This window comes from Phyllobacterium brassicacearum (assembly GCF_003010955.1).
In the GTDB taxonomy this organism is placed as follows: domain Bacteria; phylum Pseudomonadota; class Alphaproteobacteria; order Rhizobiales; family Rhizobiaceae; genus Phyllobacterium; species Phyllobacterium brassicacearum.
Map to the genome: position 1 here is coordinate 306,589 of NZ_PGGO01000002.1, position 12,932 is coordinate 319,520.

Consider the following 12,932-nt stretch of genomic DNA (forward strand, 5'->3'; position numbering starts at 1 on the left):
TCATGACATTATGGCGTCCAGATCCAACCATGCTTCGCCGTCCAGCCTATCTCTCGCTGGCTGAACAGATTGCACGTGCGATAGCAGATGGCAAACTTGACAACGGGACCCGGCTCCAGACGCACCGGCAGATGGCCGACGAGTTGCGTCTTTCGGTACAGACCGTCAGCCGCGCCTATGAGGAGCTGATCCGCCGCAACCTGATTTCCGGCGAAACCGGGCGTGGCACGTTCGTCCGATCGGTCCGGCGCGAGCCCGATCCGCCCTATCTGCCGGAACGGTTGGGCGAAGTCATCGATCTTTCGATCCTGAAACCGATCTGCGAGCCGATGCACCTCGACCACATGAAAAAGGCCCTTGGCTGGTTGGCAGAGAACCTGCCGGCAAGTTCCGCCCTTTCCTTCCGGCCCAATGTGGTGTTTCCGCGCCATCGTTCTGTCGCCGTAGAGTGGCTGCGCGCCTGCGGGCTGGATGTTCCGGCTTCCAATGTCAGCCTGACCAACGGTGCGACGGCGGCAATGACAGTTGCACTCATGAGCGCTGCCCCACCCGGATCGAAAGTCGCGACCGAGGGCATCGGCCATCATACGCTGACACCGCTCGCCTCCTATCTCGGCCTGACACTTGAAGGCCTGGCGATCGACGAACAGGGCATTATTCCTGAAGCCCTGGATGAATGCTGCCGCGAACATGGTATCCGCGCGGTGTTCGTGCAGCCGTCCGTGATCAACCCGACCGCCACGCTCATGGGCCCGGAACGGCGCGCGGCCATCGTCGACGTAGCGCGACGGCATGACATCGCCATCATCGAGAGCGACGTGCTCGGGCCGCTGGTCGAAAACCGCCCGGTGCCGATCGCAGCGCTGGCACCGGAACGCACGCTGTATTTCACCAGCTTCACCAAGATCGTCGTACCCGGTCTGCGCATCGGCTATCTGGTTGCGCCCGACCGTTATGTAGCAGCGGTTGCCAACAGGCATCTCGTTTCAAACTGGATGGCAACGCCGATCGTCGCCGAGATCGCCACGCGCTGGGTTTCCGACGGCACGGCGATGGAACTCGTCAACTGGCAGCGTGAGGCCCTGCGCGGCAGGCACGCTACCGCATCAGAAGTCCTTTCCGGAATACCGTTTCTATCACATCCGCAGAGCCTGCATGTCTGGTTGCCATTGACCGGCGAACGGACGGAAGAAGCGTTCGTCGCCCACGCACGCCTTCAGGGCGTGGGCATCGCAACGGGTACATCGTTCCGTATCTCCAACCATCCCTGGCATCCTGCCGTCCGGATTTCGCTCGGCTCAACAACTGAAGCAGAGTTACGGACCGGACTTGGCGTCGTTGCAAATCTGCTGCGTGGAGATCAGGAACATCTGTTGCTCGCGATTTAGCCGCTTCGCCTGAAAATTCAGCACGATCATTAATATTGTCATGATATTATTTTTGCAATTGACATGATTTGATAAGTCTCCCATCGTTGTGCGCCTGAGGTTGCCTCAACCTGGAGGAGAGACGCATGCCCGTAGTGGACGGTCCGCCAATCATCGAGATCAACGGCATCAGCAAGAGCTTTGGCGCGTTCAAGGTTCTTAACGACCTGTCCTTTACCGTTGCACCCGGCGAAAAGCTGGCGCTGATTGGCCCGTCCGGATCGGGCAAGACCACGATCCTGCGCATTCTGATGACATTGGAAGGCATTGATGGCGGCGACATCAAGGTCGATGGCGATCACCTGTACCAGATGCGGCACAACGGCAGGTTGCAACCGGCAGACGAGGCCCATCTCCACAAGATGCGCAAGAAGATCGGCATGGTTTTCCAGCTGTTCAACCTGTTTCCGCATAAGTGCGTTCTCGACAATGTCACGCTCGCCCCGATGCTGACCAAAGGCGTCGCGCGCAAAGATGCCGAGCGGCATGCCATGGAACTCCTTGACATGGTCGGGCTGGCAGACAAGGCGAAATCCATGCCGGCGCAGTTGTCCGGCGGCCAGAAGCAGCGTGTTGCCATCGCGCGGGCACTTGCCCTCCAGCCGAAGATCATGCTGTTCGACGAGGTGACGTCGGCGCTCGACCCGGAGCTCGTGGAAGAAGTGCTCAATGTGCTGTGGAAGCTTTGCCGCGAAACGGACATGACGATGCTTCTGGTGACCCACGAGATGGGCTTCGCTCATGATTTCGCCGATCGCGTGCTGTTCTTCGATCGCGGGCGCATCGTCGAGGACGGCAAGCCCGACGAAATATTCAGACATCCAAAGCAGGAACGGACACAGGCCTTCCTGAAAAAGATCATCGCTGCCGGTCACCGCGTCTGATGACCAGAACGTCGGCACGTTGCGAACACAAGAAAACAAAGGAGCTGGGAACATGATCCGAATGATAACCGTAAGCGCATTGTTGGGGGCCGCGGCACTGTCAGCACTGGCAATGTCTATGCCGGCCAAAGCCGATGAATCGCTGGACAAATTAAAGGCACAGGGCTTCGCGCGCATCGCGATCGCCAATGAGCCGCCCTTCACGGCGGTCAAGGCGGACGGTACCGTTTCAGGCGCTGCACCGGATGTTGCGCGGGCAGTCTTCAAGAAGCTGGGTGTTAATGATGTCGTAGCGTCCATCTCTGAATATGGCGCCATGATCCCCGGACTTCAGGCGGGACGGCACGACGTGGTCACCGCCGGTCTCTTCATGAAGCCGGAGCGCTGCAACGCGGTAGCCTATTCCGAGCCTGTCCTGTGCGATGCGGAGGCATTCCTGGTGAAGAAGGGAAATCCGAAGGGCTTCAAGAGCTATGCCGACATCGCCAAGGACGGCAAGGCGACCATTGGTGCACCGGGCGGCGGCACCGAAGAACGCCTGGCACTCGAAGCCGGGGTACCGCGCGATCGCGTCATTGTCGTGCCCGATGGCCAGAGCGGACTGAAGATGCTGCAGGATGGCCGCATCGACACCTATTCGCTGCCGGTCCTGTCGATCAACGACCTTGTCAAGAAGGCGAACGATCCGAACCTTGAAGTGATTGCCCCGGTCCAGGGAGCGCCCGTCTATTGTGACGGCGCCGCATTCCGCAAGAACGACACCGCGCTTCGCGACGAGTTCGACACGGTCCTGGCTGAAATGAAGAAATCTGGTGAATTCGCCAAAATCGTCGAGCCCTATGGCTTTTCGGCCCAGGCTGCAATGTCGACGACACGCGAAAAACTCTGCGCGGCACAATAACGCCATGCCTCGTGACCGCGCTTCCCAACGGAGGCGCGGTCCCCGAATTTACCTGGATTCAAGCATAAGGTTGGCAAGTCAATGGGCCAATGGGCCGGCTATCTGCAACTCATATTCGATGGCGCGATCGTCACCATCCAGCTGACGCTGATGGGTTCAGCACTGGCGCTGGTTATGGCATTCCTCGCGGGACTCGGTCGTCTTTCGCGCTTCGCGCCAGTACGCTGGCTGGCGACCGCCTATATCGAGTTCTTCCGTGGCACTTCGATTTTCGTGCAGCTGTTCTGGGCCTACTTCGTGCTGCCACTCTTCGGGTTCTCGCTGACACCCTTGCAGGCTGGCGTTCTCGCCCTTGGCCTCAATGTCGGCGCCTATGGTGCCGAGGTGGTGCGAGGTGCCATCAAATCGATCGGCAAGGAACAGTATGAGGCCTGCACCGCGCTCAACTTCAATCGCTGGCAGGGGCTCAGATACATCATCCTGCCACAGGCATTCGTTCTCATGCTGCCGACCTTTGGCAACAACGCCATTGAGCTTCTGAAGGCCTCGGCCGTCGTTTCGCTCATCTCCCTTGCAGACATGACGTTTCAGGCCCAGGTGGTACGGGCACAGACCGGCAGCACGCTCGTTCCGTTTCTCACCATCCTCGTGCTCTATTTCGCTATCGCCTGCGTCATCTCCTTCGCCATACGTGGCCTCGAACGTCACTTGACGCGCGGGCTCGACGGTATCAGGTCATAGGAGGCGGCAATGGAGTGGGATTGGGCCTTCGTCATTCAAATTCTTCCAACCCTCATCGAGGGCGCGAAGATCACCATTCTTGCCACGCTTCTCGGTTCGATTGTTGCTGCGATCATCGGCCTGGTTATCGCGATCGTGCGGCGTTCGAAAAACCGGCTGATTTCCATGCCGATGGGCTTTGTCGCCGAGTTCATTCGCGGCACGCCGTTGCTCGTCCAGCTTTATTTCATCTTCTACGTGCTTCCGGATCTTGGCATTACCCTGTCGCCGCTCGTCGCCGGCGTGATCGGTCTTGGCCTGCATTACGGCACGTATACGGCGGAGGTCTACCGGGCCGGCATTGATAATGTCGCTCGCGGCCAGTGGGAGGCTTCCAAGGCCTGCAATCTCAGCGCGAGGCAGGCCTGGACGCAGATCATACTGCCTCAGGCGTTGCCGCCGATGATCCCTGCCCTCGCCAATTATTTCATCGCCATGTTCAAGGAGACGCCGCTGCTTTCCGCGATTACCGTGCTCGAGCTCATGAACCAGGCGCGCAGTATCGCCAATTACAATTATCGTTACATTGAGCCCATCACGCTCGTGGGCGCATTCTTCCTGGTGATCAGCCTGATCTCCGTGTTCGGACTTCGTTGGCTTGAACGCCGCTATGGCCGCATTGACTAAGGAATGTGCAGATGGATGCTCTACCCACGATCCGGCAGACCAGTGTAACGCTCGATTTTGATGACCGTCCCGTCGAAAAGCGCGTCGGGCTGGTGATCCTTGCGACCGACCACACGACCGAGCCCGATTTCCAGCGCATGGTCGCAAGCAGCCGCGTCGGCCTCTACACGGCGCGCATTCCCTACACCAATCCGACGACGCCGGAAAACCTCCGGCGCATGCACCCGGCTTTGACAGAGGGTGCACGCCTCATCTTGCCTGACGAAGATCTGGACGTGATTTGCTACTCCTGCACATCTGCTTCCGTCGTCATCGGTGATGACGAGATCGAGCGTGCCATCATCAGTGCCAAACCCGCCGTCCCGGTTGTAACCCCGCCGCTGGCGGCCGTGAGGGGCCTGCAAGCCATTGGCGCCAGCCGCGTCAGTGTGCTTACGCCGTATACGATCCAAACAAGCACACCTATGGCGCACTACTTTGCCGCTAAAGGCTTTGAAATAGCGCGCTTCACCTGCTTTGGCCTGGATGACGACCGCGAGATGGCGCGGGTCACACTGCGATCAATCATTGAGGCTGCGCGCGAGGCAAGCGCCGGCGATTCGGATGCGCTGTTCATTTCCTGCACGGCGTTGCGGGCTGCAGGTATCGTCCCGGAGATCGAACGGGTGATTGGCAAGCCCGTTATCAGCAGCAACCTCGCCACGGCATGGGCGACGCTGCGTATCTGCGAGAACGATGCACCGCGCCCAGAACTCGGAGTCCTGATGACCCGACAAATGGCAAGTTGGTAAGCCATGACTGACGGTTTTGTTACCCTTGCTGATATCGACAAGGCCCGCCATGCGCTTGCGGGCAAGGTGGTGCGCACTCCGACGGTCCAGTCGGCCTCTCTGTCGAAGACGATCGGGACACCGGTCCATCTCAAGCTAGAACATCGCCAGATCACGGGCAGCTTCAAATTGCGCGGCGCCACCAACGCCCTCAGCAATCTGACGGGCCCAGAGAAGCAGCAGGGCGTTGTCGCCGCGTCGACGGGCAATCACGGCCGCGCGCTTGCCTTCGCCGCGCATCTGGAGGGCGTCCGTGCCGTCATCTGCATGTCCAGTCTGGTCCCACAGAACAAGGTGGATGAAATCCGCCGGCTTGGTGCCGATATCCGCATCATCGGCAAATCGCAGGATGATGCCCAGGAAGAAGTCGCCCGGCTGGTGCGGGAAGACGGCTTCACAATGGTGCCGCCCTTCGACAATGCAAATGTGATTGCCGGCCAGGGGACGCTCGGCCTTGAGATCGTCGAGGATGTCCCCGAAGTCGAGACGGTTGTTGTTCCGGTATCCGGGGGCGGTCTCGCTTCCGGTGTCGCCGCGGCCATCAGAGCTGTGAGACCTTCGGCCAGGATCATCGGTGTCTCCATGGATCGGGGCGCGGCAATGCGCGCCAGTCTCGACGCCGGCAAGCCTGTACTCGTCGAGGAATATGAAAGCCTCGCGGATTCGTTGGGCGGCGGCATTGGTCTCGACAACCGCCTCACCTTCGCCATGATCCGCGACCTGCTCGACGATGTGATCCTGCTCACGGAAGAGGAAATCGCGGCCGGCATGGCGCATGCCTATGCACAGGAGCGCGAGATCATCGAGGGGGCCGCGGCCGTCGGCATTGGCGCGCTGTTGGCGGGCAAGGCCAGCGCCAGGGGCCCGATCGTCGCAATTCTTTCCGGTCGCAATGTCGACATGAACCAGCACCGGCGCATCGTCTGCGCCGATGCGACAGGCGAAAGGGCCATACCATGCCCCGCGTGACGATCCTTACAGAAGCAGATCTGCGCAAGATCGTGTCACTCGATCTCGACGCCGTCGCCTGCGTCGAGACGGCCTTCGAGGCGCTCGCCACCAAGGCTGTCGCCATGCCGCCAATACTCAGGCTGGATATCCCGGAACACCGCGGCGAAGTTGACGTGAAGACCGCCTACGTGCCGGGCATCGATGGGTTCGCAATCAAGATCAGCCCGGGCTTCTTCGACAATCCCAGGCTGGGTCTCCCCAGCGTGAACGGCATGATGATTCTTCTGAGCAGCACCACCGGGATGGTGGAGGCCTTGCTGCTGGACAATGGCTATCTGACCGACGTCCGCACTGCAGCGGCGGGCGCTGTTGCGGCCAAACACCTTTCCCGCCCGGAATCGGGGATCGCAGGCATCCTCGGGGCTGGCGTGCAGGCACGGCTGCAGCTCAAGGCGCTCACCCTCGTCCGTCCGATCAGCGAAGCGCGTATCTGGGCCAGGGATAACGACAAATCCAGGCTGGCCGCACGCGAGTTGTCCGAAGAACTCGGCATAGCAGTCACTGCAGGGAGGAGTCCTGAAGATGTGGTTCGCGGCGCCGATATCGTCGTGACGACGACGCCGTCCCCGAAACCGATCCTGCATCGGGACTGGCTGGAACCGGGACAGCACATCACGGCGATGGGATCTGACGCCGAGCACAAGAACGAACTGGACCCGGCCATCGTAACCGGGGCGGATCTCTATGTTGCCGACAGTGTCAAACAGACCCGCCGGCTTGGCGAACTCCATCATGCCATCGAAGCTGGTCTTGTGAGCGCCGATACCCCGTTCCCGGAACTCGGTGCGGTCGTAGCCGGTACGGCACGCGGCCGTTCATCACCGGGATCCATCACGGTCGCCGACCTGACCGGAACGGGCGTGCAGGACACCGCCATCGCCACGCTTGCCCGCGACCGCGCCAGGCTGGCGAAGGCCGGGTCGAATTTTGAAAGTTGATACGGGCCCTGGCCCAGGAATGAGGAAACGCATAATGATCGAGCCAAATCTCAAGTTCACACGGCAGGAATTCGCCGAAAGATTACAGAAGACACGTGCAACAATGCAGAAGCGCGGTATCGATCTCCTGATCTGTAGCGATCCTTCCAACATGGCGTGGCTGACAGGTTATGACGGCTGGTCCTTCTATGTGCATCAGGCAGTGATCGTGCCGCCGGAAGACGAGCCGATCTGGTATGGCCGCGGCCAGGATGCCAATGGTGCAAAGCGCACGGCGTATCTCGGAACCGACAACATTATCGGCTATCCGGACCATTACGTTCAATCAACTGAACGGCATCCGATGGACTACCTGTCGAACATCATTGCCGAACGCGGATGGGACCGGCTGACCATTGCCGTCGAGATGGACAATTACTGGTTCTCGGCCGCGGCATTCGCCTCGCTGCAAAAGCACCTGCCGAATGCACGCTTTGTCGATGGCACCGCGCTGGTCAATTGGCAGCGGGCTGTGAAAAGCCCGGCGGAACTCGACTATATGCGCAAGGCGGCGCGCATTGTCGAGGCCATGCACCAGCGCATCGTCGACAAGGTTGAGCCCGGTATGCGCAAATGCGATCTCGTTGCCGAAATCTACGATGCCGGTATTCGTGGCACGGACGGTTTTGGCGGTGATTATCCCGCTATCGTTCCGTTGCTCCCGTCCGGCGCCGATGCATCGGCGCCTCACCTCACCTGGGATGACAAGCCGATGAAGTCCGGCGAGGGAACATTCTTCGAAATCGCCGGGTGCTACAACCGCTATCACGTCCCGCTGTCGCGCACAGTGTTCCTCGGCAAGCCAACGCAGGATTTTCTCGACGCGGAAAAGGCGACCCTTGAAGGGATGGAAGCAGGACTTGCTGCAGCCAGGCCGGGCAACGCCTGCGAAGACATTGCCAACGCATTCTTTGCCGTGCTGAAGAAATACGGCATCGTCAAGGATAACCGTACCGGCTATCCGATCGGTATCTCCTACCCGCCGGATTGGGGCGAGCGCACGATGAGCCTGCGCCCCGGCGACAAGACCGAGCTCAAACCGGGCATGACATTCCACTTCATGACCGGCCTGTGGCTCGAGACTATGGGTCTTGAGATCACCGAGAGCATCCTGATCACCGACACCGGTGTCGAATGCCTTGCCAATGTCCCGCGTCAGCTGTTCGTCAAGAACTGAGGCCGCCATGCAGTCGTTGAAACTCACGCCATCGCCCGTCACGCCCACGATCGACCTCGACAAGACCGGCGTACAGCACGGCTTCTTGCGGCTGCCCTATAGCCGCGACGATTCGGCATGGGGATCGGTCATGATCCCCATTGCCGTCATCCGCAATGGCACTGGTCCGACAGCACTCCTGACCGGCGGAAACCACGGCGACGAATATGAGGGGCCAATCGCACTTTTCGATCTCGCCCGCAGCCTCAACGTCCATCAGGTCAGCGGCACAGTGATCATCGTTCCGGCGATGAACTATCCTGCCTTTTGCGCCGGTACGCGCACCTCGCCAATCGACAAGGGCAACATGAACCGCAGCTATCCGGGCAGGCCCGACGGCACCATCACGCAGAAGATCGCCGACTATTTCACCCGCGAGCTTCTGCCGCGCGCCGACGTGGTCCTCGACTTCCATTCGGGCGGCAAGACCCTCGATTTCGTACCGTTCGCTGCTGCTCATATTCTCTCGGACAAGGAGCAAGAGGCGAGAGGCTTCGAGGCAGTGAAGGCATTCTCCGCGCCCTGGTCGATGCGCATGCTCGAGATCGATGCGGTCGGCATGTACGATACGACTGTCGAGGAGATGGGCAAGGTATTCGTGACGACCGAGCTCGGCGGCGGCGGTACTGCGCGGGCGGAGACGGTTACCATCGCGAAGCGCGGCGCAACTAACCTGCTCCGCCACGCAGGTATTCTCGCCGGCAAGATAGAACACCGCGAGACCCGCTGGCTCGACATGCCGTCCGGCGACTGTTTCTCGTTTGCCGAGGATGACGGGCTGATCGAAACGATGATCGATCTCGGCGAACCTGTCTCCGCTGGCCGGGTGATCGCGCGCATCCATTCCATCGGTCGCACCGACGCCGCCCCCGCAGAAATTCGCGCAAAGCTCACCGGACTGCTCGCGGCACGGCACTTTCCCGGGCTGGTCAAATCAGGCGACTGCGTGGCAGTAGTTGGAACGATTCAGTCAGCATGAGATTGAATGCGCCGGTCGCCGCAACGGTGGCCTCGGTTCGACGCCTGGTGCGTGGTCTGGTCAAGATCGGCGGATGCTCGAACGAAGTGTCCATCGATGGGCCGATACCGCTCAACGATCCCGGTTGCAATCGCTTCAACGACCCCGAGATGCGCTCTCGATAATGAAGTCTGCTGCCTTCTCTGCAATCATGATAACCGGTGAATTTGTGTTGCCCGAGACGATCGTCGGCATGATCGAAGCATCGACCACACGCAGCCCTGCCAGTCCGTGCACCTTCAAGGTGCTGTCAACGACAGCAAGGTCGTCACTGCCCATCCTGCAGGTTCCTACGGGATGAAAGATCGTCGTCGCGATGTCACCGGCCCGGCGTATCAGTTCGTCGTCGCTTTGATATTGTGAGCCAGGCAGCATTTCCTGCGGTCGATATTGCATCAGCGTTTTCGTCGCCATGAGCGTGCGGGCATGACGGATCGATCTTGCGGCAAGAAGCCGATCGCCAGCCGTCGAAAGATAGTTCGGCCGGATATCAGGCGGCATGCCCGGGTCTCGACCGGCGACATGGACAGTTCCGCGACTTTCGGGACGCAAATTGCAGACCGAAACGGTCACAGCAGGCTCGCGGTGCAAGGGCTCGCCAAGCCGATCAGTGCTGAGCGGCTGGACGTGATATTCGAGATCGGGGGTCATTAATGCGGGATCACTTTTGGCAAAAATGCCGAGCTGGCTCGGCGCCATTGAAAGTGGTCCGGATCGACGGACAAGATACTCCAATCCCATCCCGGCACGCGAGAAGAGATTGTGGTAGAGCTGGTTCAACGTCTTCGCACCTTCGACGCGAAACACCGTGCGAATCTGGAGATGGTCCTGCAGGTTGCCGCCGACGCCCCGAAGAGAGTGACGCGGCTCGATCCCTGCGCGTGAAAGGATTTCGGGGTCACCAATTCCCGAAAGTTCGAGGATTTTCGGTGAGTTTATCGCTCCGGCCGAAAGGATGATTTCTGCCGAGGATTTTGCAACGCAGGCCCTGCCCTTGGACCGATAGCAGACGCGCGAAACGCGCTTGCCCTCAAGTTCCAGCCGTTCGACCTCAGCTCCTGTAACGACCCGGAGGTTGTGCCTGCTCAGTATCGGCCGAAGAAAAGCTTTCGTTGTATTCCACCGCAAACCGCCGCGTTGATTAACTTCGAAATACCCCGAGCCTTCATTGCAGCCCGTATTGAAATCATCCGTCCTTGGAATGCCGAGTTCTTGCGCCGCATCGCGGAAAGCATCGAGAATGGGCCAGGAAAGGCGCTGCCGCTCGACCCGCCACTCGCCACCGGCACCATGCATGGAAGAGCGTCCGCGATAATTGTCCTCGGACTTCAGGAAGTAGGGCATGACATCATCCCAACCCCAACCGACATTTCCTGCCTGCAGCCAATTGTCGTAATCCGCGGCTTGGCCGCGCATGTAGATCATGCCGTTAATGGAGGAGCATCCACCAAGAACCTTACCGCGTGGATAGGGAAGCGATCGGCCGTTCAGCCCGGGCTCCACAGCCGTTTTCATCATCCAGTCGGTCCTGGGATTGCCCATGCAGAACAGATAGCCAATCGGTATATGGATCCAGTGGTAGCGATCGCTGCCTCCCGCCTCGATGAGAAGAATACGGTTTCCTGGATCGGCCGAAAGCCGGTTGGCGAGAACGCAGCCCGCCGATCCCGCCCCGATGATGATGTAGTCGTAAACATCCTCATTGACGGCGACATCCCTGACGGGCCGGGTCATGCTGCAGCCTCGCGGGCCAGCCTGCTGCTCGTGGCCATGCGCCTCCAGATCGGCCCCATCGCCTCTGCGATGTCGAGATAAAGTTTGTAACGCTCGTCGTAATGGGCAGCCAGCGTTGCGTCTGGCTTGTAGTGACGTTCGGTAGTCACCATTGCCGCTGCCCCAGCTTCAAAATCAGCGAACATATCGGCAGCAACCCCTGCAGCGATCGCCGCCCCCAACGCCCCGGTCTGGCTCGAGCGCGCGACCGTTATCGGGAGTCCCAGCACATCGGCGAAGATCTGCGGCCAGAACATGCTGCGCGAACCGCCACCGGAAAGCACCGCTTCGTTGAAGTTGGCGCCAGCTGCGCGAAGCGTCTCGATATGCTGGCGGTGACCGAAGGCTACACCTTCCAGCAGCGCGCGCACCAGGTGACCCTTGGTGTGCCAACCCGCGATTCCGTAAAATCCGGCTCGGGCGCTGCCATCCTGCTGCGCTCCATAAAGGAACGGATGGTAGACCGGGTCGTTCGCTGTCGGCACGACTGATGAAGCCAGCTCGCAGCAGACCTCGAATGAATTGCGTCCGTCGGGCTGGTTGCCTGGGAAGAGTTCCCGAACCAGCCATTCAAGGTTTGCAGCGGAGGTAGCGCTCGACTCGATCGCCATATAGCGCTCGCGATCAACGGTAGATGACATGAATACGGAGCCTTCGAGCCTGGGCCGGTCGATGATAACCTGGTTGATGCTCCAGGTGCCCGCGATGATGGATGCAGCGCCCGTTCGCGTGACTCCCGAGCCGATAGCCGAAGCGATCACATCGAAGAATCCGCCTATAACAGGTGTTCCTGCCGCAAGGCCGGTTTCTGCCGCAGCGGCTTCAGTCACCCTTCCCGCAATGTCGGCGCTTTCGATCAGAGGGGGTAGCAGCCCCATGCAATCGCCGAGCCCGAAGGCCACCATCAGGTCGTGGTCATAGCGGCGCTCTGTGACATTGAGCAGCCCGCACCCGGCCATGTCGGATACTTCGCTGACGCGCCGGTCAGTCAGGCGATTGACGATAAAATCCTTGCAGAGGAAAACGGTGCCGATCTTTTTGAACGTTTCCGGTCGATGACGCTTGATCCAGGCGAGCAAGGTCGGTGTCTGGGAAGGCCAGGGTCGTTGCAGCCCGATCGGATAGGTGCGATCGCCAACGCCTTCGGCCAGCCATTCCTCGACAAGGCCGGCCGCTCGCGTATCGAGCGACTGGATGGCAAGCAGAGGCTCGCCGTCGCGATCCAACGTATAGAGCCCGTTGCCGTGCCCCGCACATCCGATGGCCGCGATTTCTCTCGGCTCAACTCCAGCCTGGTCGAGGCACGAGCGGATCACCATTTTGGCGTTTGTCCAGAGCTCACCAAGCCCGCGCTCGACATGACCGGGAAACGGCATGTTGCTATGCCCTTCCTCTGCCACGGACGCGATTTCGTTGCCCCGTTGGTCAAAGAGCACCGCCTTGATGACGGTGTTTCCTGCGTCCAGACCCAGAAGATAATTTCCCATA

General features: G+C 60.1%; 12 protein-coding genes. 10 read left to right on the top strand and 2 right to left on the bottom strand.

Annotated elements, in window-relative coordinates; translation table 11 throughout:
- Positions 1 to 2 precede the first annotated feature (2 nt).
- The 10 genes from ehuR to doeB all read left to right on the top strand — a co-directional run bounded on the left by ehuR (position 3) and on the right by doeB (position 9,632).
- Positions 3 to 1,388: a MocR-like ectoine utilization transcription factor EhuR gene (ehuR, locus tag CU102_RS04390; RefSeq protein ID WP_106709758.1), complete on the top strand. Its 1,386-nt coding sequence runs from the start codon at positions 3 to 5 to the stop codon at positions 1,386 to 1,388.
- 125 nt (positions 1,389 to 1,513) lie between these two features.
- Positions 1,514 to 2,311 (top strand): ectoine/hydroxyectoine ABC transporter ATP-binding protein EhuA, encoded by a 798-nt coding sequence (ehuA, locus tag CU102_RS04395; RefSeq protein WP_106709760.1) that lies wholly within the window; start codon positions 1,514 to 1,516, stop codon positions 2,309 to 2,311.
- Positions 2,312 to 2,363: 52 nt separating this feature from the next.
- The gene (gene ehuB / locus CU102_RS04400; protein WP_106709762.1) at positions 2,364 to 3,212 is read left to right on the top strand and encodes an ectoine/hydroxyectoine ABC transporter substrate-binding protein EhuB; all 849 of its coding nucleotides are present in this window, start codon (positions 2,364 to 2,366) and stop codon (positions 3,210 to 3,212) included.
- Positions 3,213 to 3,293: 81 nt separating this feature from the next.
- The gene (gene ehuC, locus CU102_RS04405) at positions 3,294 to 3,953 is read left to right on the top strand and encodes an ectoine/hydroxyectoine ABC transporter permease subunit EhuC (RefSeq protein WP_106709764.1); all 660 of its coding nucleotides are present in this window, start codon (positions 3,294 to 3,296) and stop codon (positions 3,951 to 3,953) included.
- Positions 3,954 to 3,962: 9 nt separating this feature from the next.
- Positions 3,963 to 4,619: an ectoine/hydroxyectoine ABC transporter permease subunit EhuD gene (gene ehuD / locus CU102_RS04410; RefSeq protein WP_106709766.1), complete on the top strand. Its 657-nt coding sequence runs from the start codon at positions 3,963 to 3,965 to the stop codon at positions 4,617 to 4,619.
- An 11-nt stretch (positions 4,620 to 4,630) separates the two neighbouring features.
- Complete coding sequence (gene eutA, locus CU102_RS04415) at positions 4,631 to 5,410, top strand: ectoine utilization protein EutA (protein ID WP_106709768.1); 780 nt, start codon at positions 4,631 to 4,633, stop codon at positions 5,408 to 5,410.
- A 3-nt stretch (positions 5,411 to 5,413) separates the two neighbouring features.
- Entirely contained in the window at positions 5,414 to 6,418 is a 1,005-nt protein-coding gene (gene eutB, locus CU102_RS04420; RefSeq protein WP_106709770.1) for a hydroxyectoine utilization dehydratase EutB, read from the top strand.
- Complete coding sequence (gene eutC / locus CU102_RS04425; RefSeq protein WP_106709772.1) at positions 6,406 to 7,398, top strand: ectoine utilization protein EutC; 993 nt, start codon at positions 6,406 to 6,408, stop codon at positions 7,396 to 7,398. The genes eutB and eutC overlap by 13 nt, the downstream gene beginning before the upstream one ends.
- A 34-nt stretch (positions 7,399 to 7,432) precedes the next feature.
- Complete coding sequence (gene doeA / locus CU102_RS04430; RefSeq protein ID WP_106709958.1) at positions 7,433 to 8,614, top strand: ectoine hydrolase DoeA; 1,182 nt, start codon at positions 7,433 to 7,435, stop codon at positions 8,612 to 8,614.
- Between the two features lie 7 nt (positions 8,615 to 8,621).
- Positions 8,622 to 9,632 carry a N(2)-acetyl-L-2,4-diaminobutanoate deacetylase DoeB gene (gene doeB / locus CU102_RS04435; RefSeq protein WP_106709775.1) on the top strand — a complete coding sequence of 337 codons (1,011 nt, stop codon included), beginning with the start codon at positions 8,622 to 8,624 and terminating at the stop codon, positions 9,630 to 9,632.
- 135 nt (positions 9,633 to 9,767) lie between these two features.
- On the opposite strand, the gene CU102_RS04440 is transcribed toward doeB, so the two are convergent.
- Together CU102_RS04440 and CU102_RS04445 are read right to left on the bottom strand one after the other, a co-directional pair.
- On the bottom strand, positions 9,768 to 11,405 hold the full coding sequence (locus CU102_RS04440; protein WP_106709777.1) for a GMC family oxidoreductase: 1,638 nt from the start codon (positions 11,403 to 11,405) through the stop codon (positions 9,768 to 9,770).
- On the bottom strand, positions 11,402 to 12,931 hold the full coding sequence (locus tag CU102_RS04445) for an FGGY-family carbohydrate kinase (protein WP_106709779.1): 1,530 nt from the start codon (positions 12,929 to 12,931) through the stop codon (positions 11,402 to 11,404). The genes CU102_RS04440 and CU102_RS04445 overlap by 4 nt, the downstream gene beginning before the upstream one ends.
- Position 12,932: the final 1 nt, after the last annotated feature.

Excerpts from the sequence above, each read along its gene's own strand:
- ehuR (WP_106709758.1), top strand. The coding sequence starts at position 3 with ATGACATTATGGCGTCCAGATCCAACCATGCTTCGCCGTCCAGCCTAT.
- ehuA (WP_106709760.1), top strand. The coding sequence starts at position 1,514 with ATGCCCGTAGTGGACGGTCCGCCAATCATCGAGATCAACGGCATCAGC.
- ehuB (WP_106709762.1), top strand. The coding sequence starts at position 2,364 with ATGATCCGAATGATAACCGTAAGCGCATTGTTGGGGGCCGCGGCACTG.
- ehuC (WP_106709764.1), top strand. The coding sequence starts at position 3,294 with ATGGGCCAATGGGCCGGCTATCTGCAACTCATATTCGATGGCGCGATC.
- ehuD (WP_106709766.1), top strand. The coding sequence starts at position 3,963 with ATGGAGTGGGATTGGGCCTTCGTCATTCAAATTCTTCCAACCCTCATC.
- eutA (WP_106709768.1), top strand. The coding sequence starts at position 4,631 with ATGGATGCTCTACCCACGATCCGGCAGACCAGTGTAACGCTCGATTTT.
- eutB (WP_106709770.1), top strand. The coding sequence starts at position 5,414 with ATGACTGACGGTTTTGTTACCCTTGCTGATATCGACAAGGCCCGCCAT.
- eutC (WP_106709772.1), top strand. The coding sequence starts at position 6,406 with ATGCCCCGCGTGACGATCCTTACAGAAGCAGATCTGCGCAAGATCGTG.
- doeA (WP_106709958.1), top strand. The coding sequence starts at position 7,433 with ATGATCGAGCCAAATCTCAAGTTCACACGGCAGGAATTCGCCGAAAGA.
- doeB (WP_106709775.1), top strand. The coding sequence starts at position 8,622 with ATGCAGTCGTTGAAACTCACGCCATCGCCCGTCACGCCCACGATCGAC.
- CU102_RS04440 (WP_106709777.1), bottom strand. The coding sequence starts at position 11,405 with ATGACCCGGCCCGTCAGGGATGTCGCCGTCAATGAGGATGTTTACGAC.
- CU102_RS04445 (WP_106709779.1), bottom strand. The coding sequence starts at position 12,931 with ATGGGAAATTATCTTCTGGGTCTGGACGCAGGAAACACCGTCATCAAG.